Annotated in this window: 28 protein-coding genes and 1 pseudogene; 17 read left to right on the top strand and 12 right to left on the bottom strand. The window is 63.6% G+C overall.

Annotation, left to right across the window (positions count from 1 at the left end):
- Positions 1–100 precede the first annotated feature (100 nt).
- From ET21_RS0105545 to ET21_RS0105555, 3 genes are read right to left on the bottom strand one after another with little or no spacing between them, the layout of a single operon-like run.
- On the bottom strand, positions 101–1,549 hold the full coding sequence (locus ET21_RS0105545; RefSeq protein WP_030538877.1) for a UbiA family prenyltransferase: 1,449 nt from the start codon (positions 1,547–1,549) through the stop codon (positions 101–103).
- 56 nt (positions 1,550–1,605) lie between these two features.
- Entirely contained in the window at positions 1,606–1,974 is a 369-nt protein-coding gene (locus tag ET21_RS0105550) for a hypothetical protein (RefSeq protein WP_030538878.1), read from the bottom strand.
- A 49-nt stretch (positions 1,975–2,023) separates the two neighbouring features.
- A complete protein-coding gene (locus ET21_RS0105555) occupies positions 2,024–3,577 on the bottom strand; it encodes a hypothetical protein (protein WP_030538879.1) in 1,554 nt (517 codons plus the stop codon).
- Between the two features lie 211 nt (positions 3,578–3,788).
- On the opposite strand from ET21_RS0105555, the gene ET21_RS0105560 reads away from it, so the two are divergent.
- Complete coding sequence (locus tag ET21_RS0105560) at positions 3,789–5,279, top strand: lipopolysaccharide biosynthesis protein (RefSeq protein WP_030538880.1); 1,491 nt, start codon at positions 3,789–3,791, stop codon at positions 5,277–5,279.
- A 6-nt stretch (positions 5,280–5,285) separates the two neighbouring features.
- Here ET21_RS0105560 and ET21_RS0105565 read toward each other — a convergent pair whose 3' ends face one another.
- Positions 5,286–6,269, bottom strand: a complete 984-nt coding sequence (locus ET21_RS0105565; RefSeq protein ID WP_051768025.1) for a hypothetical protein — start codon at positions 6,267–6,269, stop codon at positions 5,286–5,288.
- A 375-nt stretch (positions 6,270–6,644) separates the two neighbouring features.
- Between ET21_RS0105565 and ET21_RS0105570 the strand changes: the two genes are divergently transcribed.
- Both ET21_RS0105570 and ET21_RS0105575 read left to right on the top strand, forming a co-directional pair.
- Entirely contained in the window at positions 6,645–7,412 is a 768-nt protein-coding gene (locus ET21_RS0105570; protein ID WP_030538882.1) for a histidine phosphatase family protein, read from the top strand.
- On the top strand, positions 7,409–8,302 hold the full coding sequence (locus ET21_RS0105575) for an NAD(P)H-hydrate dehydratase (protein WP_030538883.1): 894 nt from the start codon (positions 7,409–7,411) through the stop codon (positions 8,300–8,302). The genes ET21_RS0105570 and ET21_RS0105575 overlap by 4 nt, the downstream gene beginning before the upstream one ends.
- Here ET21_RS0105575 and ET21_RS0105580 read toward each other — a convergent pair.
- From ET21_RS0105580 to ET21_RS0105590, 3 genes are all read right to left on the bottom strand, one after another.
- Entirely contained in the window at positions 8,299–9,216 is a 918-nt protein-coding gene (locus ET21_RS0105580) for a DMT family transporter (protein WP_030538884.1), read from the bottom strand. The genes ET21_RS0105575 and ET21_RS0105580 overlap by 4 nt on opposite strands.
- 40 nt (positions 9,217–9,256) lie before the next feature.
- The gene (locus ET21_RS0105585) at positions 9,257–10,777 is read right to left on the bottom strand and encodes a fumarate hydratase (RefSeq protein ID WP_030538885.1); all 1,521 of its coding nucleotides are present in this window, start codon (positions 10,775–10,777) and stop codon (positions 9,257–9,259) included.
- Positions 10,778–10,863: 86 nt separating this feature from the next.
- Positions 10,864–11,508 (bottom strand): glutathione S-transferase family protein, encoded by a 645-nt coding sequence (locus ET21_RS0105590; RefSeq protein WP_030538886.1) that lies wholly within the window; start codon positions 11,506–11,508, stop codon positions 10,864–10,866.
- A gap of 536 nt (positions 11,509–12,044) precedes the next feature.
- Here ET21_RS0105590 and ET21_RS0105595 point away from each other — a divergent pair.
- Complete coding sequence (locus ET21_RS0105595) at positions 12,045–13,982, top strand: ribonucleoside-diphosphate reductase subunit alpha (RefSeq protein ID WP_030538887.1); 1,938 nt, start codon at positions 12,045–12,047, stop codon at positions 13,980–13,982.
- A 52-nt stretch (positions 13,983–14,034) separates the two neighbouring features.
- Here the strand turns inward: ET21_RS0105595 and ET21_RS0105600 are convergent, their stop codons facing one another.
- Positions 14,035–14,289, bottom strand: a complete 255-nt coding sequence (locus ET21_RS0105600; RefSeq protein ID WP_030538888.1) for a DUF2171 domain-containing protein — start codon at positions 14,287–14,289, stop codon at positions 14,035–14,037.
- 88 nt (positions 14,290–14,377) lie between these two features.
- On the opposite strand from ET21_RS0105600, the gene ET21_RS0105605 reads away from it, so the two are divergent.
- The 4 genes from ET21_RS0105605 (at position 14,378) to ET21_RS0105620 (ending at position 17,590) form a co-directional block, all read left to right on the top strand.
- On the top strand, positions 14,378–15,433 hold the full coding sequence (locus ET21_RS0105605; protein ID WP_030538889.1) for a ribonucleotide-diphosphate reductase subunit beta: 1,056 nt from the start codon (positions 14,378–14,380) through the stop codon (positions 15,431–15,433).
- Positions 15,434–15,488: 55 nt separating this feature from the next.
- Entirely contained in the window at positions 15,489–15,974 is a 486-nt protein-coding gene (locus tag ET21_RS26970) for a Panacea domain-containing protein (protein WP_081856609.1), read from the top strand.
- Positions 15,971–16,747 (top strand): hypothetical protein, encoded by a 777-nt coding sequence (locus tag ET21_RS0105615; protein ID WP_051768027.1) that lies wholly within the window; start codon positions 15,971–15,973, stop codon positions 16,745–16,747. The genes ET21_RS26970 and ET21_RS0105615 overlap by 4 nt, the downstream gene beginning before the upstream one ends.
- Before the next feature lie 261 nt (positions 16,748–17,008).
- Positions 17,009–17,590: a glycine zipper 2TM domain-containing protein gene (locus ET21_RS0105620; protein WP_030538891.1), complete on the top strand. Its 582-nt coding sequence runs from the start codon at positions 17,009–17,011 to the stop codon at positions 17,588–17,590.
- Here the strand turns inward: ET21_RS0105620 and ET21_RS0105625 are convergent.
- Positions 17,587–17,940 (bottom strand): annotated as a pseudogene (locus tag ET21_RS0105625) (thermonuclease family protein); the annotation flags it as partial. The gene ET21_RS0105620 and the pseudogene ET21_RS0105625 overlap by 4 nt on opposite strands.
- 140 nt (positions 17,941–18,080) lie before the next feature.
- Positions 18,081–18,434 (bottom strand): hypothetical protein, encoded by a 354-nt coding sequence (locus ET21_RS0105630; protein ID WP_030538893.1) that lies wholly within the window; start codon positions 18,432–18,434, stop codon positions 18,081–18,083.
- Between the two features lie 135 nt (positions 18,435–18,569).
- Between ET21_RS0105630 and ET21_RS0105635 the strand changes: the two genes are divergently transcribed.
- From ET21_RS0105635 to ET21_RS0105650, 4 genes are all read left to right on the top strand, one after another.
- The gene (locus tag ET21_RS0105635) at positions 18,570–18,950 is read left to right on the top strand and encodes a RidA family protein (RefSeq protein WP_030538894.1); all 381 of its coding nucleotides are present in this window, start codon (positions 18,570–18,572) and stop codon (positions 18,948–18,950) included.
- A 4-nt stretch (positions 18,951–18,954) separates the two neighbouring features.
- Positions 18,955–19,311 (top strand): ArsC family reductase, encoded by a 357-nt coding sequence (locus ET21_RS0105640; protein ID WP_021239205.1) that lies wholly within the window; start codon positions 18,955–18,957, stop codon positions 19,309–19,311.
- A gap of 51 nt (positions 19,312–19,362) precedes the next feature.
- A complete protein-coding gene (locus ET21_RS0105645; RefSeq protein ID WP_030538895.1) occupies positions 19,363–19,788 on the top strand; it encodes an Rrf2 family transcriptional regulator in 426 nt (141 codons plus the stop codon).
- A gap of 65 nt (positions 19,789–19,853) precedes the next feature.
- Entirely contained in the window at positions 19,854–20,522 is a 669-nt protein-coding gene (locus ET21_RS0105650) for an MBL fold metallo-hydrolase (RefSeq protein WP_021239203.1), read from the top strand.
- A 2-nt stretch (positions 20,523–20,524) separates the two neighbouring features.
- Here the strand turns inward: ET21_RS0105650 and ET21_RS0105655 are convergent, their stop codons facing one another.
- Entirely contained in the window at positions 20,525–20,956 is a 432-nt protein-coding gene (locus tag ET21_RS0105655) for an MAPEG family protein (RefSeq protein WP_021239202.1), read from the bottom strand.
- 210 nt (positions 20,957–21,166) lie between these two features.
- On the opposite strand from ET21_RS0105655, the gene rpmF reads away from it, so the two are divergent.
- The 5 genes from rpmF (at position 21,167) to ET21_RS0105680 (ending at position 24,275) form a co-directional block, all read left to right on the top strand.
- Positions 21,167–21,346: a 50S ribosomal protein L32 gene (gene rpmF, locus ET21_RS0105660; RefSeq protein WP_030538896.1), complete on the top strand. Its 180-nt coding sequence runs from the start codon at positions 21,167–21,169 to the stop codon at positions 21,344–21,346.
- 65 nt (positions 21,347–21,411) lie between these two features.
- Positions 21,412–22,437: a phosphate acyltransferase PlsX gene (gene plsX, locus ET21_RS0105665; protein WP_021239200.1), complete on the top strand. Its 1,026-nt coding sequence runs from the start codon at positions 21,412–21,414 to the stop codon at positions 22,435–22,437.
- Positions 22,434–23,402 carry a beta-ketoacyl-ACP synthase III gene (locus tag ET21_RS0105670; RefSeq protein WP_021239199.1) on the top strand — a complete coding sequence of 323 codons (969 nt, stop codon included), beginning with the start codon at positions 22,434–22,436 and terminating at the stop codon, positions 23,400–23,402. The genes plsX and ET21_RS0105670 overlap by 4 nt, the downstream gene beginning before the upstream one ends.
- 125 nt (positions 23,403–23,527) lie before the next feature.
- Complete coding sequence (locus ET21_RS0105675; protein ID WP_021239198.1) at positions 23,528–23,824, top strand: integration host factor subunit alpha; 297 nt, start codon at positions 23,528–23,530, stop codon at positions 23,822–23,824.
- A gap of 73 nt (positions 23,825–23,897) precedes the next feature.
- Entirely contained in the window at positions 23,898–24,275 is a 378-nt protein-coding gene (locus ET21_RS0105680) for a MerR family transcriptional regulator (protein ID WP_021239197.1), read from the top strand.
- A 17-nt stretch (positions 24,276–24,292) separates the two neighbouring features.
- Here ET21_RS0105680 and ET21_RS0105685 read toward each other — a convergent pair whose 3' ends face one another.
- Positions 24,293–24,814, bottom strand: coding sequence for a GNAT family N-acetyltransferase (locus ET21_RS0105685; protein ID WP_030538897.1), 522 nt, complete (start codon positions 24,812–24,814; stop codon positions 24,293–24,295).
- Positions 24,815–24,824: the final 10 nt, after the last annotated feature.

Genomic DNA, 24,824 nt, shown 5'->3' on the forward strand with positions numbered 1-24,824 from the left:
TTCATTAGCTGTCCGATGACAGGCGAGGCGCCGCATCTCTGCCCGTTACGAGGCTGAGGTAAAGCGCCTGTCCGCATTGTCTCGTGGCCCTTGCACGCCATCAGGGCGCGGCGGCGTGGCCGTAGAGCGCCGCCGCGAAGATGCAGGCCATCGAAGCCCCGACGAGGATGCTGCGCCGGTCCTTGATCGCGAAGGCGACAGGATCGCCCTCGACCTCGCCGCGCCGCGCCATCATCCAGATCCGGTTCAGCCAGTAGATGAGCGGCAGGCAAAGCAGCCACAGCAGTTCGGGAACGGCATAGTGGGCGGCCGTCTCAGGATCGTGGGCGAAGAGAGCGAGCACGAGGATTGCGACCATGCCGGCGGAAATCCCCGACATCATCACCACGTCCAGATCGCCGCCGACATAGCCGCGCCCGCTCAGCAGGCGGTTCGGATCGATGGCCTCGCGCATTTCGATATAGCGCTTGAGATAGGCGAGGCTGAGGAACAGGAACACCGAGAAGAGGAGGAGCCAGAAGCTGAGCGGCACGCCGATCGCAATGGCTCCGATCCAGATGCGGATCGTGTAGAGCGAGGCAAGGACGATGGCGTCGCCGACCATCACGGCCTTCAGGCGGAAGGAATAGGCAGTCGTGATCGCCATATAGACGAGCAGCCAGAAGGTCAGCTTCGTTCCGCCCAGGAGCCAGCCCCCAATAAGTCCCGCGCCCGCCAGCGCGAGCGACAGGCCCAGCGCGGCAGGGATCGAGAGATCGCCATGGGCGAGGGGCCGCTTCCATTTGGTCCGGTGCGCGCGATCGGAATCGATGTCGAGCAGATCGTTCAGAAGGTAGATGGACGAGGCGATCAGCGACATGAGCAGCGCGGCAGCAATGGCCGTCAGCAGTACGGCAGGCTGGGTGAACGCGCCGGATGTGAAGGCGGGAACGAGAACGAGCGCGTTCTTGGCCCATTGATGCGGCCGCATGGCCTTTACCAGCGCGCGCGCCAGGCCGGGGCGAGGGCCGCCGAGACGTTCCACCGCCGATCGCGGCGGAACATGGCCGACTGACCAGCCCTGCCGCGCCTCGCGCCACAGGCAGCAGTCGGCGCGGCTGTCGCCCACATAATCGAACGGCGCATCGGGACCGATGCGCGCACGGATCGCAGCCAGCTTGGCGCTGCCCTTGAGATTGGCGCGGCCGCGCGTCGCGATGATCGGGCCGGATAGTTGCAGATGATCGGCGATGCAGCGGATATGGCGCCAGTGACTCGCGCTCGCCAGGATGACGGGGCGGCCATCGGCCTTCGCTTCCTCGATAAGGCCGAGCACTTCCTGACGATAAGGAAGCCGCGCGGCGTCGATCCGGTCGCGCCTTGCCGCCATCGTCTTGGCGGCGGCGCGGCCCGCTATCAGCCACAGAAGGACGGCCATCATTGCGGCGATGCCGGACCGCGCAATCCGCACGAAGCTTTCCAGCGAGATGTCCGCGCGTATCAGCGTTCCGTCCACATCCACGAACAGCGGGACCGCTTCGCTGGCGGCCATGGGGCGTTCATGCAGCATCGGGGCCGCTCCTTTGCGTGGCGGGACGGCGGTTCATGCGATCCCCTTTCAACAGGTCAGGCCGAGCGCGCGACCAGCACGCAGCCAGCCGCGATCAGCAACGTGCCGCCGACCCGCGCCGCGCTCAGGCCCTCGCCCAGGTACAGAGCCCCGGCGAGCATCGTCAGGATGAAGCCCATGCCGACGAAGGGATAAGCGAGCGACAGCGGGGCGCGGCCGAGAACGAAAAGCCAGAGCAGCGCGCCCACGCCATAGAGGCCAAGGCCGGCAAGGACCATGGGCGACTGGATGAGGCCGCCTACTTCGCCCCCGACCCCCGCCGTCCGCGCGCTCGCGGCGGCCGTGGTGCCCATCTTGAGCGCAAGCTGGGCGAGCGCGGACAGGCTGACACTTGTGAGAATCAGAAGGAAAAGGCGGAATGTCATGGATGTGTCCACTATCCGGCCCGGCTCAACATAAGGTAAATCCAGGCTGCTATGATCTGCCGGGCTGATGGGGTCGATGTTGTGTGGATCGGCCTATCAGCACGTCATTTCCCTTCGCTTCCATGACCCGGTAGCCCGGCGGCAAGCCGATCCGGTCTGCCGCGACGCCCCATATCCAGATGGTCTGGAAATCGTCGTTCGCCATGTCCCGGACGCGCTCCGCCAGTGCAGCCTGATCCACCTTGCCGGCGGGGCAGACGGCCTCGACATCCTCCGACAGGTCGAACCAGCGGGCACGATCCCCGGGATCGCGGATGGTCATCAGGTCGGAGCCGTCCACCTTGAACATGGTGTTGGTGAAGGCATCGCGGCGAGGAATGACGAGCCCCGGCAGCTTGCGGTCGGGATTGAGAACCCATGGCGTGCGGCAGTCGGAATGAACCGCGATGAAGCCCATGCGGCTGCCCCGCGGGACATCGTCCAGGATGCGCAAGCGCTGTTCCAGCACGGTCCCGGCACGATGCCAGCTCGCCGATATGCCAACTACCCGCACCGCGAACAGCAGCGCACCGGCGGCGAACAGGAGCCGCTCACGCCGGGGCTGCGCCGCTGGCGTGATGGAGAGCAGCACCAGTATGACGCCGACAGGGGCCAACCGGAAATCGGCGCCCCAGCTGCCCAGAACCTTGGTCGGCATGATGACCGACAGGAAGGAGATGCCGAGACCGGCGGCGAGCAGCCTGGCATCGGCCCGGCGGCCGCCTGCCCAGGCGAAGGCCAGCAGCGCGAGCACGCCGATCGCTCCGGTCATCGCCAGATCGGGATAGCGGGACCAGCCCTTGAGCACGGCGGCGAAGCTCATGAACTTGCCCCAGAGCAGATGCTGGTCGCTGTAGCTGAAGACAGGGCCGCCGGACGCGCCGCGCCACATCAGCAACGGAACGAGAGGCAGGGCCAGCGGCAGCAGGCGGCGCGCACTGGCGGCGATATCACGAAGCCCCCGCACGCGCACAAGCTCGGCGCAGCCTGCCACCACCAGCAGCACGGTCCATCCGCCCAGATGAGCCGTCCATACGAGCAGCGCCGCGAGCGCGAACAGCAGTGCCCCGCGCACCGTTTCGGGCGGGCGAGCGAGATAGGCCGCGAACACCAGCAGGGCCAGGGCGACGCTCAGGCAATAGTTGACGAAGCCGTACATATAGGCCTGATGGAAAACCAGCGGCAGGGCCAGCATCGCGCTGGCGCTTATGCGGCCGTGGGCCACGCGCGACAGGAGCAGGATCGCGGCGGCCGTCAGTGGGGCGATGAACGACACGGCGGCGCGCGTCGCCGTCTCCGCATCAAGCCACTGCATGAGCAGCATGACGGGAAGATCGACGCCCAGATTGCCGATCCAGCGCCACTGGACATCGAAATAGTGGTCGAGCATGCCTCCGCTGCCGTGATGGAACATGACATGGTGGCGCGCGATATGATTGGGCAGATCCGCAAGCCCCGGTATGGGGTTCAGAAGCACTGGCAGGAATGCCAGCGTGATCAGCAGGGCAAGGATCGCCCAAACGCGCATGCGCTCTGCCGGAACGGGAAATCGCCTGGACTGCATCGTTGATCCACGGGCTCATATGTTGCGAGGGTTGCGGGAACCATCGATCCTGATGGCGAAGGATTGATTTTCCTTTACCGTCCCGCCCAGGCGAGCTGCGCTGCCGCCGCTGCCTTAACCAAACCCTTAGCATTGGGCTTTAGCTAGTCTGCTTCGAGCTGTCCGCCGCGGCGCGGGATATCGCATCATCATGTTGAAAGCAGAAGGGCGCATGCAGGATTTAAGCGACGCGCGGATCGATGACAGCAATTTCGGCGGCCGCATCCGCAGCGCCGTTTTCTGGCGATCGGGCAGCCAGATCATCAGCCAGGTCGTTTCCTGGACCTGCACCCTGATCGTGGTGCGCCTGCTCGATCCGGCCGACTATGGCCTGTTCGCGATGACTCAGGTCGTCCTGAACTTCATGAGCTTCATGAACGGCTATGGCCTGGTGAGCGCGCTGGTTCAGGCGCCCTCGCTCGAAGCCAAGCAGGTGCGTCAGGCCTTTGGCCTGATGCTCGTGCTCAATTTGGGCCTTGCGCTGGCGCAGTTGACGCTCGCGGGCGTCGCGGCTGATTATTACGGTCAGCCGATGGTCGCGGACCTCCTGCGGGTGCAGGCCCTCATCTATCTCAGCACGCCCTTCATCTCCCTGCCCGAAGTGCTGATCGGCCGCAGCCTCGATTTCAGGCGCTCCGCCATCGTCAACATCGTCACCGCCCTGATCGCCGCATTGACCGCATTGACGGGCGCGTTGCTGGGCTGGGGCGTCTGGACATTGGTCATAGCGCCCCTGGTCGGCTTCTGGGCCAAGGCGGCCGGCAATGTGATCGTGACGCGATTTTTCATATGGCCGAGCTTCGATTTTCGTGGAACCGGCCAGATGATCGCCTTCGGCATGGCGCTGCTTGGCTCTCAACTGCTCATCATGATCCAGAGCCAGTCCGATATATTGATCGGCGGGCGCTTTCTTGGAGCCCATGAACTGGGCCTGTATGCCGAGGCGTTGTTCCTGACGCAGATTTTCATGTCGCGCTTCATTCCTCCCCTCAATGAGGTAGCGTTTCCCGCCTATGCGCGCATGCAGTCGGACAAGGTGCTGCTTGGCCGGTCCTTCAGGCGGGCAGCCCGGCTGATCCTCCTGATCGCCTGTCCGCTCTATCTGGGCATGGCGGTCGTTGCCGCGCCTCTGGTCGAACTGCTGTTCGGATCGAAATGGCTGGGGATGGCGCCCCTGGTGTCGATCCTCGCCCTCTCCATGCCTTGCTACGCATTGCAGGTATTGTTCAGCCCGGCTCTCAACGCCATCGGTTTGCCACGCCTTACCGCGACCATATCGGCCATCGGCGCACTATTGATGCCAGTGTCGTTTCTAATCGGCGTGCGGATGGGCGTGATGGGACTTGCCGTGGCCTGGGGCGCGGGGATTCTGCTCCTGACACTGGCCACCATTCGGATTGCGGCGCCAGCCATAGGCCTGCGCCCGGCGAGTTTCGCGGGCGTGATCCTCCCTTCGCTGTGCGCTTCCCTGCCGATGGCGCTGGCGGTGCATGTCCTTGGCCTCATGCTCCCGCCATTGCCGGTTGCGGCCAGGCTGGGGCTGCTCGTCTCGGCAGGCGTGATTATTTATGGAGTGTCGCTGTTCATCTGCGCGCGCGAAACATTGGACGAACTGCTCGCAATGCTGCGAGGCAGGCCTCTCCCGCTCAAAACCGCCGGTTGAGCCGGATCAAATGGGTGAAATGTCTCCGGCCGCCTGACCTGTTGTCTGAGAACGCCTGCCGGTCCGGTCCAGTGACCGGATCGCCGCCAGCGACCGCTGCAAATAGGTGAATTTGTGCCAGCGATAGGTGCCGATGAAGTGCAGAAATCGCACGTCTTCGGCGATGGGTTCTCCCCAATAGTTGACATAGAGGCCGGATGGCAGCGCCACGGCATTGGCATCATTGGCGACCACGAAGTTGGACGTGACTTGTTCGGTGCCCCATTCGCGCCATCGCGCCTGGCCCAGCATTGCGCTCATCGCCTGCGAAAAGGCGGTTGCCAGCGCGCGGTTCTGTCCACGGGCGAAACCGGCAAAACCTGAGCAGCCCCGCACGTAGCGCGGGCGTTCCAGCCCCGGAATTTCCAGCCGGGTCAGGAGGGATTCGGTCGCACCCTGAATATGGCCCGTCCGGTCCTCCTCAGAGGGCGATCCTCCGGGGAAAAACCGCCGCTCAAATTCCCCGGCATCCAGGATGCTTTCGACCTGCGTTTCAGCGCCGAGCAGGGTGAAGCTTGCGTTGGCGGCAATAGCTGCCTCGACATGGGGAATGGGGCCTGTGGTGACGGTGTCTGAATCGAGCTGGATGATGTAGTTGCCGGCCGCCATGTCCAGAATGGTCAGCAAACGCTCCCAGGTCCCGCCGCGCGGGCAGGGGCCGACATCGACATCCTTGATCGACAGGATAACCGGATCATCCAGATGGCGGCGCAGAAGCGAGCGATCGCGTCCGGTCAGGGTGCCGTCATCCAGGATGACGAAACGCCCCCGCCTGAGATGATGATGCAGCGATTTCGCGGCCACCATATAGGGGATCATGACCCCGGTGCCGATCATCGAGAATATGATGACGCCATCGTCGCTGGAGCATATGGGCCGAGTGCTGAATATCGCTTCGCACAGATGGTTGTAGGTCGCGCGCTTCAGGCGCCATGCAATCTCCGGCCACATCCCCGCAACGTCTCCATATCATGAGATGACGGCGTGAACTCAGCCATTCAGGCGCGGGTCCCCATACATCTCGCCTGTTCGGCAGCCGCTGGATTCAGCCCAATGACCCGATTCCACGGACAATATGCTTTTCGCCCATCCCCAAATGACGATCGGCTCGTGGAAGCATTGTCGAGCAAGCCGGAAAAGGGCTGAAATGGTTGCATGCCTCTAAGAAGACCGCTTATCCGGCAAAGGTAAAATGATCGCTAACTTTTGAATTCGGGGATGGCGCCCAGCCTCCGCTTCCCGGCCTGTTTCGCGCGATTGCAGGGATCAAAGCCGCCGAGGGACCGTTTTCCTGCCAGAAACCGGGCAAAAAAGGCGATCTTTCCTGTGCAATCCCTCCATTGGCCAAGCCAGCTTATCATCGTCCGTCATGGCCAGAGCGCCGGGAATGTGGCCCGCGACGCAGCGATGGAGGCGCAGGCGGACCGGATCGCGCTGTCGGTGCGCGATGCCGACGTGCCCTTGAGCGGGCTTGGCCGGGACCAGGCGCGCGCGCTTGGCCACTGGTTCGCGAGCGGGGCGGAGGATGAGAGGCCGCAAGTGCTGCTCTCCTCCCCCTATCTGCGCGCCTTCCAGACCGCGCAACTGTTCCGCGAGGCAGGGGGCGCGCCTGCGGACGAGCCGATCTGCTTCGACGAAAGGCTGCGGGAAAAGGAATTCGGCATCCTTGACGGGCTGACGACCAGCGGCATCCACAGGCTGGAGCCCGCGCAGGCGGAATTCCGGCGGATGCTGGGCAAATTCTATCATCGCTCCCCCGGCGGAGAAAGCTGGTGCGACGTCATCCTGCGCCTGCGGTCGGTGATGGACACGATATCGCTGCACTATGCGGGGCAGCGGGTGATGATCTTCACGCATCAGGTCGTGGTGCTGTGCATGCGCTACATCATCGAAGGGCTGGACGAAGCGGGCATATTGGAGATCGACCGGGCGGGGGATGTCGCCAACTGCGCGATCACCGACTATCGCTACGATCCCGCGCATGGCCGCAACGGCGGCCTTGTCTTGCAGCGCTATAATGTCACCGCGCCGCTGGAAGAGGAGGCGACGCCCGTCACCCGCGAGCCTGACGCGATCGCAGGGGCGCGGGGATGACGCCGCTCCCGCCCCTGGACGCGCAATGGCTGCGCTCCCATCCCTTGCCCGAACCGGACGGCGCATCCGACAAGAACAGCCGCGGCCGCGTGCTGGTGGCGGGCGGGGCGGAGTTCGTGCCGGGCGCGCTGCGCCTGACGGGCGAGGCCGCCCTGCGCGCGGGCGCGGGAAAGCTGAAGATGGCGACCGTCCGCTCCGCCGCCATGTCGCTGGGCGTGCTGGTGCCCGAAGCGGCGATGATCGCGCTGCCCGCGCAGGAAGATGGCGAGATCGCGGCGGAAGGCGCGGACATCCTCGCCACGCATCTTTCGCGCTGCGACACGCTGATCCTGGGGCCGGGGATGAGCGCCAGCGCCCAGACCGACGATCTGGTGGCGCGCATCCTGTCGGCGATGGAGCCGCCGTTGACGCTCGTGCTCGACGCCGCCGCCCTGACCTCCGCCCGCCACTTGCAATCGGCGATCGCGCGGCAGGGCGGGCGGGTGATCATGACGCCCCATCATGGCGAGATGGCGGTCCTGACCGGCCGGGATGAAGCGGCCATCGCCGCCGATCCCGCCGCAATCGCCTGTGAGGTGGCCCGCCGGTTCAACGCGATCGTCCTTTTGAAGGCGAACCAGAGCATCGTCGCCGGGCCGGGCGGCGAGTGCCTGCTGCATGAAGGCGGCTGCGTCGGGCTGGCGACGGGCGGTTCGGGCGACGTGCTTGCGGGCATCGTTGGCGGCCTTGCCGCGCGCGGGGCTGACCCTTTCACCGCCGCCGCCTGGGCCTGCTGGGTCCATGGTCATGCCGGGCGGCAGCTCGCCTCGCGCATCGGCCAGATCGGCTTTCTGGCGCGGGAGATATTGCCGCTCATTCCCCCGGCGCTGGGGGAAGCCGCGCGCAGCTAGAGAGCGCTCGCAAGCGCCATGATGACGCCGCCGCCGACCAGCAGCAGGCCCATGATCTCGCTGCGCGCAATTCGCTCGCCCAGATAAAAATGGCCAAAGCCCAGGGTGAAGGCGACCTCGATCTGCCCGACCACCCGCACTAGCGCGACGGGCGCGGTGGCAAAGCCGGTGAACCAGCAGGCCGACCCAAGGGCGGACAGCAGGCCGACTTGCCCCGATATGCGCCAGGTGCTGAACACGCGCGCTATCTCCCCCCGCTCGCGCAGCAGCAGATAGCCGCCCTGCATGACGATCTGGAGCGCGAGCGTCGCGACCAGCACGATCAGCGCGGCGAGGATGGCGTCGTCGCTCCCCACCTCCTGCGTGGCGCGGCGGATGCCGATGGCGGTCAGCGCGAAGAAGAAGCCCGATGCGATGCCGGTCAGCGCGGCGGGCTGGCCAAGCGCTTTCAGGAAATCGGCCGGACCCATGCGCTTGCCGCCGGTCGACAGCAGCATCACCCCGGCGACCCCGCACCCGATGCCCGCCCAGGCGAGCGGGCTCAGCCGCTCCCCCATCAACAGGAAGGACAGGAGTGCGCCCTGCACCGCTTCCGTCTTGGAATAAGCGGTGCCGACGACGAAATTCCGGTGGGCGAACGCCATGATCAACAGGTTGGTCGCGATGATCTGCGCCATCCCGCCGCCCAGGCAAAAGAGCAGGAACATCGGGTCGGGCCGGGGAAAGGGCCCGGCAAAGAGCAGCCGGTAGCCGCCCAGCAGGATGATCGCGAAGGGCAGGCCGTAAAGATAGCGGACCAGTCCGGCGGCATTGAGCGACAAGCTGTGGCTGACCCGCCGCTGGATCGCGGTGCGCCACGCCTGCGTCACGCCTCCGACGAGGGCGGCGGGAAGCCAGATGGGCGAGGTGATCACAGCTGGTCCTCCCCATCGCCAGATGGGGATGATTTTAGCATCATGCCTTTTCGAGAAGGCCTTCCTTCCTGATCTTTTCCTGCCAGACCAGCGGGGCGAGGCGGTGGACATTCTGGCCTTCGCTATCGACGGCGACGGTGACGGGCATGTCCTGCACCTCGAACTCGTAGATGGCTTCCATGCCAAGGTCTTCGAAGCCGACGACCTTCGCGCCCTTGATCGCACGGGCGACGAGATAGGCCGCGCCGCCGACCGCCATCAGATAGGCGCTCTTGTGCCTGGCGATGCTGTCGGTCGCGGCCGGGCCGCGTTCCGCCTTGCCGACGCAGGCGGCGAGGCCCTGTTCCAGCATCATGTCCATGAACTTGTCCATGCGCGTCGCGGTGGTGGGGCCAGCGGGGCCGACCACTTCGTCGCGCACCGGATCGACCGGGCCGACATAATAGATGACGCGGCCCTTGAAATCGACCGGCAGCGGCTCGCCCTTGGCCAGCATGTCCTGGATACGCTTGTGCGCGGCGTCGCGGCCGGTCAGCATCTTGCCGTTCAGCAGCAGGCGGTCGCCATGCTTCCAGCTCTGTACGATGGCGGGCGTCAGAGTGTCGAGATCGACGCGGATCGCTTCCTTGCTGGGCTTCCAATCGACCTGCGGCCATTCGGATAGCTTCGGCGCTTCAAGATAAGCGGGACCCGAACCGTCCAGCGTGAAATGCGCGTGGCGGGTCGCGGCGCAGTTGGGGATCATCGCGACCGGCTTGCCCGCCGCATGGCAGGGATAGTCGTGGATCTTGACGTCGAGCACGGTGGCGAGGCCGCCCAGGCCCTGCGCGCCGATGCCCAGCGCATTCACCTTGTCATACAGTTCGATCCGCAGTTCCTCGATCTTGTTCTGCGGGCCCCGCGCTTTCAGTTCGCCCATGTCGATGGGGTCCATCAGGCTTTCCTTGGCCAGCGCCACCGCCTTTTCCGCCGTGCCGCCGATGCCGATGCCCAGCATGCCGGGCGGGCACCAGCCAGCGCCCATCTGCGGCACCATCTCCAGCACCCAGTCGACGATCGAATCGCTGGGGTTCATCATCTTGAACTTGGTCTTGTTTTCGGAACCGCCGCCCTTGGCCGCGACATCCACCGTCACCTTGTTGCCCGGCACCATTTCGACATTCAGCACGCAGGGCGTGTTGTCCTTCGTATTCTGGCGCGAAAAGGCGGGGTCCTTCAGGATCGAGGCGCGCAGGCGGTTTTCCGGGTTCAGATAGGCGCGGCGCACGCCTTCATCGACGACCTCCTGCATGGAGCGGCTGTTGTCGTCCAGGCGGCAATCCATGCCCCATTTGATGAAGACGTTGACGATGCCGGTGTCCTGGCAGATCGGGCGGTGCCCTTCGGCGCACATGCGGCTGTTGGTCAGGATCTGGGCGATGGCGTCCTTGGCCGCCGGATTGGCTTCCGCCTCATAGGCTTTGCCCAGCGCGCGGATATAATCCATCGGATGATAATAGCTGATGAACTGGAGCGCGTCGGCGACGCTCTCGATCAGGTCGGCGGTCTTGATGACGGTCATCTACCCTAATCCCTATCTTGCGCCCGCCCTGCACGGCGGGTCCTCGCCCGCGCGGCTAATAGGGATTTGGCCCCGAGTCCAGCGAGCTATCCGCCGGCATAGGGGAACATGGGCCACCAGGGCTGCTTTTCCTCCAGCACCCGTGCAAAGCTCGCCCGCGCCTCCAGCCGGTCGAGATAGGCGGCCAGCGCCGGAAAGCCGCCGCGCATCGGCTCCACCTTGTCCGCGTAAAAAAGGGCCGGGGCGGCGGCGCAGTCCGCCAGCGTGAAATCATCCCCCGCCGCCCATCGCCGCGCGCCGATCCGCTCCTCCAGCATGGCATAGGCCTTGCCCAGCAGGATGCGCGCCTCGCTCACGCCCTGCACGTCGCGCGCGTCCTCCGCCCGCAGCCGGTCGGCGACGATCTTCTGCATCGGCGTCATCACATAATTGTCGAACAGCCGGTCCATCAGCCGCACCTCCAGCGCCTCCGCCGGATCCTCAGGAAGCGGGCGGAAGGGGCCGGGGCATCGCTGCCCCAGATATTCGATGATGATGCTCGCCTCGGCCACCGTCTGCCCGCGTGCCTCGTCGCGCAGCACCGGGAATTTGCCGATGGGCCAGAGCGCCAGCCACGCCTCCGCCACGCCCGGCTCCTCCATCATCCTGCGCTCGAAAGGCGTCTCATTCTCGTAAAGGGCGATCAGCACCTTCCAGCAATAGGAGGAGAGCGGGTGATAATAGAGAATCATGGGGCTCTGCCTCTCTTTCGCGCGCCGTGCGTGGCGGATTGGCGCTTCTTACCATGCTTTGCGGGCTACGGCTCATCCACAGTTGATCCACATCAGATTGTGGATAAGCCGGTGGATAACCACCATCCTTAGCGGAAAGGGACAAGCCTGTTGACCTGATCCCGCTGATTTGGCGGACAAGTGGAAATTATTTTCGTTCTCAAATTGTTTCTCTTGCCTTTTGCAGGAGCGCCGGAAGTCCGCGCGTCGCTGCGATGCAGGAGCGCGCCATGTCACGCAAATGCCATCCAATCCGCCGCGCAGAGTCCTCGTACCGTCATTTACCCTCTTGCAAGCAAAAGAAGCTGTGGCACTATCCCTTGTATCAGGTTAACGGGGGTTACCCAACAGATTGTGATCGCACGGCCGGACCATTTTCCGGGCGAGGACGTTTCGTCCCATGCGATCCGCTGCTGGCGAGCCCCGCTGCCGGTCCGGCAAGCCTTTAATCAGAGGCTTGACCGAATCGAACGGAACAGGAACATTCGGGGGCTCGGATGGATTTTCGTGACAGCGAACAAACAGGTGCAGACGACGTGGCGACGGTAATCGACGAAGTGGTGGAAATGGTGGCGGAAAAGAAGAAGGCTGCACCGGCCAAGGCGCCCCCCGCGCCTTCCTCTTCGTCCATTCAGGCGCGCCGGTTCGACGTGGTCACGGACGACAGCCGCGACGCGCTGCTGACCGAATTCGGCAAGGACACGCTGAAGGACCGCTATCTGCTGCCCGGCGAATCCTATCAGGACCTGTTCGCCCGCGTCGCGGCCGCCTATGCCGATGATCAGGCCCATGCTCAGCGCGTCTATGACTATATCTCTCGCCTGTGGTTCATGCCCGCGACGCCGGTGCTGTCCAACGGCGGCACCGGCCGCGGCCTGCCCATCAGCTGCTATCTCAACAGCGTCGACGACAGCCTGGAAGGCATCGTCAACACCTGGAACGAGAATGTGTGGCTCGCCTCGCGCGGCGGCGGCATCGGCACCTATTGGGGCAGCGTGCGCGGCATTGGGGAGCCGGTGGGCCTCAACGGCAAGACCAGCGGCATCATCCCCTTCGTCCGGGTGATGGACAGCCTGACGCTGGCGATCAGCCAGGGCTCGCTGCGCCGTGGTTCGGCGGCCTGCTATCTCGACATCTCCCACCCGGAGATCGAGGAGTTTCTGGAGATCCGCAAGCCTTCGGGCGACTTCAACCGCAAGGCGCTCAACCTCCACCATGGCGTGCTGCTGACCGACGAGTTCATGGAAGCGGTGCGCAACGGCAGCGAGTTCCAGCTGAAATCGCCCAAGGACGGTTCCGTGCGCGGCACCGTGGACGCGCGCAGCCTGTTCCAGAAGCTGGTGGAAACCCGGCTGGCGACGGGCGAGCCCTATATCGTCTTTTCCGACACCGTGAACAACATGATGCCCAAGCATCATCGTGAACTGGGGCTCAAGGTTTCCACCTCGAACCTCTGTTCGGAAATCACCCTGCCGACGGGTCGCGACCATCTCGGCAATGACCGGACGGCGGTCTGCTGCCTTTCGTCCCTGAACCTGGAAACCTGGGACGAATGGAACAGGGACCCCGTCTTTGTCGAGGATGTCATGCGCTTCCTCGACAATGTGCTCCAGGATTATATCGACCGCGCGCCGGACGAAATGGCGCGGGCGAAATATTCGGCGGCGCGTGAACGGTCGGTGGGCCTTGGCGTCATGGGCTTCCACTCCTTCCTCCAGGCGCGGGGCCTTCCCTTCGAAGGGGCGATGGCCAAGAGCTGGAACCTGCGCATCTTCAAGCATATCAACGAGAAGGTGAACGAAGCCTCGATGCAGCTTGCGGTCGAGCGCGGGCCGTGCCCCGACGCCGCCGACATGGGCGTGATGGAGCGCTTTTCCTGCAAGATGGCGATCGCGCCCACCGCGTCGATCAGCATCATCTGCGGCGGCACGTCGGCCTGCATCGAACCGATTCCTGCGAACATCTACACCCACAAGACGCTGTCCGGCAGCTTCGTGGTGAAGAACCCCTATCTGGAAAAGATCCTGCGCGAAAAGTCGAAGGATTCGACCAACGTCTGGAACACGATTCTGGAGCGCGGCGGGTCGGTCCAGCATCTCGACTTCCTGAGCCAGGAGGAGAAGGACACGTTCAAGACCAGCTTCGAAATCGACCAGCGCTGGCTGCTCGAACTCGCGGCCGACCGCACGCCCTTCATCGATCAGGCGCAGTCGCTGAACCTGTTCATCCCGGCGGACGTGGAAAAATGGGACCTGATGATGCTCCATTTCCGCGCCTGGGAACTGGGCATCAAGTCGCTCTACTATCTGCGGTCGAAATCAGTGCAGCGCGCCGGTTTCGCAGGCGGGGTGGAGGCCGACAACACCATCGACGCACCGAAATTCGAGCTGGGCGGGGGAAGCACGGACTATGACGAGTGCCTTGCGTGCCAATGAGCTAATGGGGGGGATGGGCGCGGCGGCGGCAACGCCGGCCGCGCCCACACAATCACCGCTCGTCCTTTTCCTCTTCAAAGAGGACGGCGTTGGCCCCGGTCGCAGACAGCCTTACGGTGCCGTCCTCATCAACCCCGGCGATCAATCCCTTGCTGATATAATGATGATGCCCGGCGTGACCACCCTGGCCGCTGTCCGCCTTGATCAGCTTGATACGATCGCCCTCGACATGATCGACAGTGCCGACATGGACGCCATCAGCGCCGATAATATCGGCATGTTCCTTGATGCTGCTCAGATCAACCATCATATTGCTCCTGTGCCGGGAATGACGGGACCTCAACGTTCCGCGCCCGCGCAGGTTGCGCTTATCCATTAATTCGGAGCCGACCCCCATGCCCCTTCTTCAAGCCAGCAAGGTCTACAAGCCTTTCGAATATCCCTGGGCCTATGAGTTCTGGAAGCGCCAGCAGCAGCTCCACTGGCTGCCCGAAGAAGTGCCGCTGGGCGAGGATTGCCGCGACTGGGCGCAGAAGCTGTCGGATCATGAGCGCAACCTGCTGACCCAGATCTTCCGCTTCTTCACCCAGGCGGACGTGGAAGTGCAGGATTGCTACCACGAAAAATATGGCCGCGTGTTCAAGCCGACCGAAATCAAGATGATGCTGACCGCGTTCAGCAACATGGAAACGGTGCATATCGCCGCCTACAGCCATCTGCTCGACACGATCGGCATGCCCGAAACCGAATATTCGGCCTTCCTCCAATATAAGGAGATGAAGGACAAGCATGACTATCTGGCGCAGTTCGGCGTCGACACGGACGAGGATATCGCCAAGACGCTCGCCATGTTCGGCGGCTTCACCGAAGGGCTGCAACTCTTCGCCAGCTTCGCCATGCTGATGAACTTCCCGCGCTTCAACAAGATGAAGGGCATGGGCCAGATCGTCACCTGGTCGGTGCGCGACGAAACGCTGCACTGCGAAGGCATCATCAAGCTGTTCCACGCCTTCGTGAAGGAACGCGACTGCCTGACCGCATCGGTCAAGGACGACATCATGGACATGTGCCAGAAGACGGTGCGGATCGAGGACGCGTTCATCGACCTCGTCTTCGAAATGGGGCCCGTCCCCGGCATGACGCCCAAGGACATCAAGAAATATGTCCGCTACATCGCCGACTGGCGGCTGGGCCAGCTGGGCTTGAAGCCCATCTACATGATCGATGAGCATCCCCTGCCGTGGCTGACCCCGCTGCTGAACGGCGTCGAACACGCCAACTTCTTCGAAACCCGCGCCACCGAATATTCCAAGGGCGCGACGCGCGGCCAGTGGAACGAGGTCTGGGACGCGTTCGACCGCCGCAAGAAGCTCAAGTCCGGCGACGCGGCCAACGCGGATGAGGCGAACGACCCGGATATGTTCAAGGCTGCGGGGATCGCGGCGGAGTAATCAGTAAGGTGATCTTCAACATCTTGCTAAGAAGCTTTCGACAGAGATCAATCTTATGATTGACGTCCGTGCACTAGCTAACATAATTTTAGACCAAGCTGACAGTCGTGGCATTGAGATCACGAACATGGCGCTTAACAAAATCACTTATTTTGTACATTGTGATTATCTTATCGAGAACAATCATCCGCTGGTAAAAGCCAAAATTGAAGCTTGGCAACATGGTCCAGTCTTTCGAGAAGTGTATCATGAATTTAAGAGATGGGAAGATTCGCCAATAAGATCAAGAGCCACTAAAGTGGACCCTTTTTCTGGTGAGGTGGTGATCGCTAAAGTCCAGTTTGGCGAAGCAGAAGGGAAGTATATTGCAAATCTAATCGACAGATACATCGAGTTTTCTGCCGCATACCTGCGGGCTGTATCCCATAAAGAAGGCGGGCCGTGGCATGTTGTCTGGGGCCACGACGGTAGAGCCAATCCGGGGATGAAAATATCTGACGATCTAATTTTGCAGCATTATTCAGCTGGAGCGCGTCAATGAGTGTCTACGATGATCCTCTCTTCAAGAAACTTGACCGCATTCCAGGTGCGCCGAATTTTGTGCGTTACAACTTCGAAGAGTTGGTGAAGACCACCAAAGCATATGTTCAGTTCGCCAAGGGCATGCCGACAGTAAGCTATCTTGAGGGCATGAAAATAATTAAAGACTTGGTACTGGGTTGGATAGATGTTGATCAAGCTAACAAGGCAGCACGGCGGTTGAAAGCCTCGCCCTCACAGCAGGCTGTTATCGACTTTGTGAAAGCATTTTGTGATTATGCAGCTAATCGGACGTATACAGCAACGCCGGCTTACAGCGATTTTTCGACATCTTTTACTATCGGGCGCAATCTCTACGTCCCCGTAAAGCCGACGCTGGTTGCGCGCGAGGATGGGCAGCTTAAGCCTGTCTTTGTTTTCGGCTGGAAATCTGTACCGCTTACTACATTTCAGCGACGCTTGCTTATGACCATTCTCGAGGATGCTATTTTCTCACTAACTGACTTTGAAGATTCAGACGCTGAAATTGTCTTTCTCCCCGAGAACGATGATGGGCTTCGCAAGCCCGAAATATGGCACCGTGGGGATTACACCCTCTTGTCGCCGTCTGAGCTAACGAACCAGATGGAGGTATTTCTCTCGGCTCGTGAGTCAGCTTATCCCATAATTGCTGATTGGCTTTCGAACAGGAACAAGCCAGCATCAGATAACTCGACCGTCACTGATCAGACAGAACAGGCGGCTTCGGAGTTGATGCTGCCGTTCGAAGAATAAATAACTTGGGTGGCTTGCTCTGTCCTACATTCCGAGCCCGGGTATACCCTACGTCGGCTTTTTTAACCTGGCACAAATAACGGACGGCTTAGCTGTTTTTATCAATCGACGGCGTGAACTTCGCTACTCCGCAGCGCTCACCCGCAAGTAAATCCGCCACCTGTCCGCCCGCTGAACACAAGGTTTTGTTCCGTTCATGCAACGGCGCCGCCTCATCATGAGTTAGCTCCACAGCCTGATAATAATGGCAAGGAGCAAGTCATGAATTTCTCGATGAAGCGGACCATTGCCGCTCTGTCGCTTGGCGCGATGACGCTGACCGGTATCGCCGCTACCCCAGCGTTCGCGCAGCGCCCCGCATGGGGAGAGGGATCGGCGCGGGAGCAGCGCCGGGATAACCGCGAATATCGCCGCGATGTTCGAGACGCCCGGCGCGAATATCGCAAGGATGTCCGCGAGGCGCGCCGCGATTGGCGCGACGATCGCCGGGAGGATCGCCGCGACAATCGCTTGAGGCGCCCAGGCCGGACCGTCTACAACTATGACTGGAACCGCCCGGATCGCCGCTATGGCACCCGCTACCGGCCGGACCGCTATTATCGCAGCGGCTATGAACCGATCCGCGTGACCCGCAACACCCGCATCTATCGCGGCTATGACGATCGCTATTATTGCCGCCGCTCGGACGGCACCACCGGCCTGATTGTCGGCGCGGCGCTGGGCGGGCTGCTCGGCAACCAGCTTGATCGCGGCGGGTCGAGCCTGCTGACGACGCTGATCGGCGGCGGCGCGGGCGCTCTGCTCGGCCGCGAGATCGATCGTGGCGGAGTGAGTTGCCGTTAACTACGGCACCAGGGCTGGCGTGATCCCTGCCAGGGGCGCGCCAGCCCTTCTGCAACCAGCATCGCTCCGATCGACCGGCCGCCCCGGCTGACCAGACGCAAAGAGCGGCCGTAGCGATCCTTGTCCCGCTCGACCGATTGCAGAGAAAAGCCGCCAGCGTTCAGCAGCGCCAGCAGGCGGAGGGTGGCGCGCTGTCCCCGTTCATATTCCGCCGGGCAGCGCGGCCGATGCGTTTCGGGCGTATCGATATCGGCGATGCGGATTTTTTCCCCGCCCAGCCGGAACGTGTCGCCATCCACGACGCAATCCGTCCCGCCTCCGGTCTTGCACAGGCCGAAACGCTCGGCGGAAGCGGGCTGAGCAATGAAGATGGCGAATGCGGCAAGGGCGGTGAGGGCGAAGGGGCGGCAGACCATCGCATGAGCATAGGCCGCGCTCCGTCTTGCGCCCGTTCAAGCTGATCCGCATTCCCTCCGTTCCGGCGGGAAGGTCAGCTCTCCTCCCGCATTCCCTGGCCCAGCATGTCGTCTTCATCGTCCATATTCTCGGTATCTACTTGCCCCAGTGCACTTTCCTCATCGTCCATCTGCGGCTCACCGGCGAAGGCGTCCATGTCGATCCGCCCGGAACGGTTCATTTCTTCCATCCGCTCCACCAGGTCGGGCGTGTCGTCAGGGATGATCTGTGCGGGGTTGGGGCGGCCGCCGCGCTCGCTGTCTTCGGACAGGTCGGTGCTGCGGACACGCGCGTCGTCCGCGACGTCCTGCGCCTGCGATCCGCTGTCACGCTGCTCGTCATTCTCCTCGACGGTGTTGGGGAAGCGGTCCTTGTCGGGTTGGTCCATGGCATGTCTCCTTGCCGCTTCAACGGATCAGTCCCGCCGCCGTTCCTCGCTGGCCAAAAGGCGCTGGACAGCGGCGGCGGCACGGGGCAAGAGCCGCCGCGATCCTTTTCCCGCTCCCCGTTCGAAGGAACTTCCATGTCCCGCACGCTCATTTCCTCGGGCTCGCCTTTCGAGGCGCAGGTCGGCTATTCCCGCGCCGTCGTCCAGGGCGGCTGGTGCTTCGTCGCAGGCACGACCGGCACCGACCCGGAAACCAGGGCGATGCCTGAAAGCGTCGTCGATCAGACCGCCAACGCACTCAAGGTCATCGGCAAGGCGCTGGAGGAAGCGGGCTTTTCCTTCGCCGACGTGGTGCGCGTGACCTATTATATCACCGACCCGCCCTATTGGGACGAACTGGGCAAGGCGACCGCCCCCATATTCGGCGAAATCCGCCCCGCCGCCAGCTGCATCGTCACCGGCCTCATCAAGCCGGAGATGAAGGTCGAAGTCGAAGTCACAGCGTTCAAGGGCTGACCCCATGATCACCATGTATGGCATCAAGAATTGCGACACGATCAAGAAGGCGCGCAATTTCCTGGATAATGAGCGGGTCGCCTACAGCTTCCACGACTATAAGGTGTCCGGCGTGGACAAGGCCAAGCTGGAGGAATGGGTGATGGAGCATGGGTGGGAAACCATCCTCAACCGCTCCGGCACCACTTTCAAGGCGCTGGACGCCGGGGACAAGGCCCATATCGACGCGGACAAGGCGATCCTGCTGATGTCCGCCAACCCCTCCATGATCAAGCGGCCGATCCTGGACATTGGCGGCCGGACCGTGGTCGGCTTCAAGGCATCGACCTATGAAGCCGCGCTGGAAGAGGTGAAGGCCTGACGGGCCGCGCGGCGGCTTGTCAAATGAGGCGGGTGGGCGAATAACGGGATCATGCTTTCGCAGAAGACCCGTTACGCCATCCGCGCCCTCCAGCACCTTGCCGACCGTTACCGCCAGGGACCTGTGCCGCTGAACGAAATCGCGACGCGGCAGAATATCCCGGCCAAGTTCCTGACGGTGATCCTGTCCGAACTGTCGCGCGAGGGGCTGGTTGCGACCCAGCGCGGCCGCGACGGCGGCTATTGGCTGGCGCTGGCGCCTGTCGACATCAGCTATGGCGACATCGTGCGGCTGACGCGCGGATCGCTGGCGCTGACGCCCTGCGCCAGCCGATTCGCGCATGAAACATGCACCAACTGCCTGCCCGAATCGGAATGCAGGCTGCATCGCGTGATGCTGCGCGTCCGCGACGAAACGGCGAAGGTGCTGGACAGCATCAGCCTGGCCGAACCGCTGGGACTGGAAGAGGCGGAGTAAGGCCGCCCTCCGGCCCGTTGCCGCCGCCTCTTGCGCCGCGCGCGCGGCTTCGCCACATCGGCCCTATGACCAGCCCATCGCAGACCCCGCCGCTCCAGGCCACGCTGATTCCCGTGACGCCGCTCCAGCAGAATTGCACCCTCTTCTGGTGCACCGCGACCAGGCGGGGCGCGTTCGTCGATCCGGGCGGCGACCTCCCGCGCCTGAAAGCCGCGGCGCAGCAGCACGGGGTCACCATCGAGAAGATTTTGGTGACGCACGGCCATATCGATCATTGCGGCGAGGCCGGCATCCTTGCCAGGGAATTGGGCGTGCCGATCGAAGGCCCGCATGAGGCGGACCGATTCTGGATCAGCCGTCTGGAAGAGGATGGGCGCAATTATGGCGTTAACGGCAAGGTCTTCGAGCCGGATCGCTGGCTGGCCGACGGTGATCAGGTGAGCGTCGGCGATCTTGTGCTCGACGTCTATCACTGCCCCGGCCACACGCCGGGCCATGTCGTCTTCCACCATGCGCCCAGCAAGCTCGCCATCGTCGGCGACGTGCTGTTCCAGGGATCGATCGGCCGCACGGACTTCCCGATGGGCAATCACCAGCAGCTTATCGACGCGATCACCGGCAAGCTCTGGCCGCTGGGCGGGGACACGGCCTTTGTGCCCGGCCATGGCCCCATGAGCAACTTCGCCCATGAGCGGCGCACCAACCCCTTTGTCGGGGACGCGGTGCTCGCCTGAGCCTAGACCTGAGCGGCGAGGGCAGGCGGAGCGGGAACGGCGCGCGTGGCGCTGTACGCGGCATAGAGCGCGGTGACGGCCAGCACTGCGGTGACGGCCCAGGTCAGCAGAGCCCCCGCCGCGCGCCATATCGTGGGCTGATCCGCGTCCATGCCGATGGGATGGGCGGCCCGCGCGATGATGAAGACGCATGCGGCTATCCACAGCCACAGCGGCGAGCCGAGCGCCAGTTCGATCAGAGCGAAGAGGATCAGGACGATCGGCGCATATTCGGCAAAATTCGCGTGGGCGCGCATGCGGCGGGCGAGCAGCTGGTTGCCGCCATCGCCATGCAGCGTTTTGGCTGTCATGCGAATCCTGACGCAGCGCGTCGCCAGCCACAGGTTCACAATGGCGCAAGCGGCGGCCAGTGTCAGCGTGATCGGCAACAGCATGATGGTATCCTCCCTTATCTCTGCGGTGCGGAAGGTTAGCGGGACTGCCTTCAAGGGCAAGGAAGGACTTGCGCCCCACCCAAAAAACGCTATAGGCGCATGGCTTCGCGATCACCCGGGCCGCATGGGTCTGCGGCGCCTGTGGCGTCGGCATCCCCATCGGATTCTGGCCAGTCGCACAACCAGATATTTACGGAACAAGGTGCCGACATGGCTGTCCCAAAGAGGAAAACTACCCCGTCCCGCCGTGGCATGCGCCGCAGCCACGATGCGCTGCGCGTCGAAGCCTATCAGGAATGCTCGAACTGCGGTGAACTCAAGCGCCCGCACAATCTGTGCGTGGCCTGCGGCCATTATAACGGCCGTGAAGTCGTTGCCGCCGGGGCGTAACGACACTTTTCCTCCTGCAAAGGTGTCCTGAAGTGTCCAGCCAACCGCGAATCGCAATCGACGCGATGGGCGGGGATGAAGGCGTGCGCGTGATGATGGCGGGCGTGGCGCTCGCCCGTCACCGCCACGAAGGGCTGCGCTTCACGCTGTTCGGCGACGAAGCGCGGATCAAGTCCGCGCTCGACCGTCACCCGAATCTGCGCGCCGCGTCCGAAGTCGTGCATGCGAGCGACGTGGTGGAGGCGGGCGACAAGCCCAGCGCCGCGATCCGCAAGAAGGCCAGCTCCATGAGCTTGGCGATCGCCGCGGTGAAAGCGGGCGAGGCGGGGGCTGCCGTATCGTCGGGCAATACCGGCGCGCTGATGGCGATGGCGAAGCTGGCGCTGCGCACCATGCCGGGCATCGACCGGCCCGCTCTGGCGGCGCTGCTGCCGACGCTGGGCGGCAATGACGTGGTCATGCTGGACCTGGGCGCCAATACGGAGTGCGACGCCCGCAACCTCGTCCAGTTCGCGGTGATGGGCGCCGCCTATGCCCGCATCGCCTTCGACCTTGAACGCCCGCGCGTCCGCCTGATGAATATCGGGACGGAGGAGATGAAGGGCACGGAGGAAATCCGCGACGCCGCCGCCATATTACGCGCCGCGACGAGCCTGCCGCTGTCCTTCGACGGCTTTACCGAAGGCGACAAGATCGGCAGCGGCGACGCCGACGTCATCGTCAGCGACGGCTTTTCGGGCAATGTGGCGCTCAAGACCGCGGAGGGCACGGCCCGCTTCGTGACCGACCTGCTGCGCACCGCCTTCACCAGCTCGATCCGGTCCAAGATCGGCTTCCTCATCTCCAAGCCCGCGATGCATCTGCTCAAGCATCATCTGGACCCCAATAATCATAATGGCGCGGTCTTCCTGGGCCTGAACGGCGTGGTGGTGAAAAGCCACGGCAGCGCCAATGACAAGGGCGTCGCCAACGCCGTCCATGTCGCGGCGCGGCTGCTGGAGGAAGACATCACCCGGCGCATCGCCGCCGACATGGCGGGCATCACGTCGCTGTCAGCCGTCGCATCGAAACAGGAGCTGGCCGCAAAGTGATCCGTAGATCCGTTCTCCTGGGCACCGGTTCCGCGCTGCCGGTCCGGTCGGTCAGCAATGCCGAACTGGCGCAGACCGTCGACACGAGCGATGAATGGATCGTCGAGCGCACCGGCATCCGCAACCGCCATATAGCGAGTGAAGGCGAAACCACCGCCAGCCTGGCGACGGACGCCGCGCGCGGGGCGCTGGACCGGGCGGGCCTGTCGCCGCAGGACATCGACCTCATCATCCTGGCGACGGCGACGCCAGACCAGACCTTTCCCGCCAGCGCGACCATCGTGCAGGCGGCGCTGGGCATCGACGATTGCGTCGCGTTCGACGTGGCGGCGGTCTGCTCCGGCTTCCTCTACGCGGTGACGGTCGCGGACAGCATGATCCGGTCGGGCGCGGCGCAGCGGGCGCTGGTCATCGGATCGGAAACCTTCAGCCGCATCCTCGATTGGGAGGACCGCACGACCTGCGTCCTGTTCGGCGACGGCGCGGGCGCGATCGTGCTGGGCGCGGAGGAAAGCGAGGATGGCAAGCGCGGCATCCTGGCGTCCAAGCTCCACGCCGACGGCCGCCATAACCAGCTGCTCTATGTGGACGGCGGCCCTTCCACCACGCAGACGGTGGGCAAGCTGCGGATGAAGGGGCAGGAGGTGTTCCGGCACGCCGTCGTCAATCTGGCGTCGGTGCTGACGGAAGTCATGGAACTGGCGGGCCTGACCCCGGCCGATATCGACTGGCTTGTCCCGCATCAGGCCAATGCGCGCATCCTGGACGCCACCGCCCGCAAGCTCAAGCTTTCGCCCGAAAAGGTGGTGATGACGGTCGACCGTCATGCCAACACCTCCGCCGCTTCGGTGCCATTGGCGCTTGACCTCGCCATGCGCGACGGCCGGGTGCGGGCGGGCGACCTGCTGGTGCTGGAAGCCATGGGTGGCGGCTTCACCTGGGGCGCGTGCGTCCTGAGGGTCTGACCGTCCCTTTTTGCGCCGTTTTTGCGCACATCGGGCAACGAGTCATCTTGCAGAATCATTCGGGTTACCGCAAAATAAACCATCGAACGGGCGCAAAACCGCGCAGAAGAAGGTGAGGAAGATCAATGACTGCTCCTGGCACGTTGACACGCGCAGACCTTGCCGAAAGCGTGAACCGTCATATCGGTCTGTCGCGCGCCGAGTCCGCTGCCATGATCGAATCCATTCTGGAACATATGTCCGCCGCGCTTGAGCGTGGGGAGAATGTAAAGATTTCCAGCTTCGGCACCTTCGTCCTGCGCGACAAGACGCAGCGCATGGGCCGCAATCCCAAGACCGGCGTCGAAGTGCCGATCGAGCCGCGCCGCGTGCTCACCTTCCGCGCCAGCCAGACGATGCGGGATCGCGTCGCCGCATCCTGACGAGCCGCTGCAACAGGGCCGCATGCCGCGCGATGGTTGACCTTGTTGCGGCTATGGGTGCAACATCGCCGTCATGGAAAAGGCAGACGGCGCATTTCTGACCATCAGCGAATTGTCCGCGGAGCTTGGACTGCCGCAGCATATCCTGCGCTATTGGGAAACGCGCTTTCCCCAGCTCCGGCCGCTGCAACGGTCCGGCAACCGGCGCTATTACCGCCCGGCTGACGTCGCCCTCGTCCGGCGCATCAACCAGTTGCTGAATGTCGAGGGCTTCACCGTGCGCGGCGCTCAAAAGGCGCTGGCGGAAGGAGCCGGAACGCCAGCGCCAGCCAGCGCCGCACCCGCGCCCCAGCCAGCGGACCCGCCAGCGCCGCCGCAGGATTTTCTCGCACGGCTGCAATCGATCCGCGCCACATTGGCGCGCGCCGTTGGAGAGGACGGCGTGACCTGAGCGCGCCTGGAAAGCCGCTATAAGTTCCGCGCGTAGACGAGGTCGCGAAAGGGCGTTTCGCCGACCATGAAGACGGTCTCGCCAATCTCTTCAAAGCCGTGCCGGGCGTAGAAGCGCCGCGCCCGCTCATTCTGCGGATAGACCGCCAGCAGCATCCGGCGCGCGCCGCGGTTGCGGCTTTCTGCGGCGAGCAGGTCCATCAGCATGTCTGCATGACCGCCGCCCTGCCATCCGCCCAGAAGGTAGAAGCGCTTGACCTCCACATCATGCCGGCCGTCGCAGTCCACGGGAAGGTCCGGCAGGGTCAGCATCGCATAGCCGACCGGCGCGCTCAGGGGCGTTTCGCCGATCAGCAGCAGTTGCGAAGGATCGGCGATCGCCGCCTGATAAAAGCTTTCCGAATGCGCCGAACGGACATGGGCGAGCAGCGCATCGCCGGGATGGTCATGGGCGAAGCTGGCGAGGAAGGTCGCGCCGCCCAGTATGGACAGGGCCTGCGCATCGCCTGCCACGGCCCCGCGCCAGCGGATCGGCGTCACCGGCCGCCTG

Origin of the sequence: Sphingobium sp. DC-2, from assembly GCF_000722555.1 — a bacterium.
GTDB lineage: Bacteria > Pseudomonadota > Alphaproteobacteria > Sphingomonadales > Sphingomonadaceae > Sphingobium > Sphingobium quisquiliarum.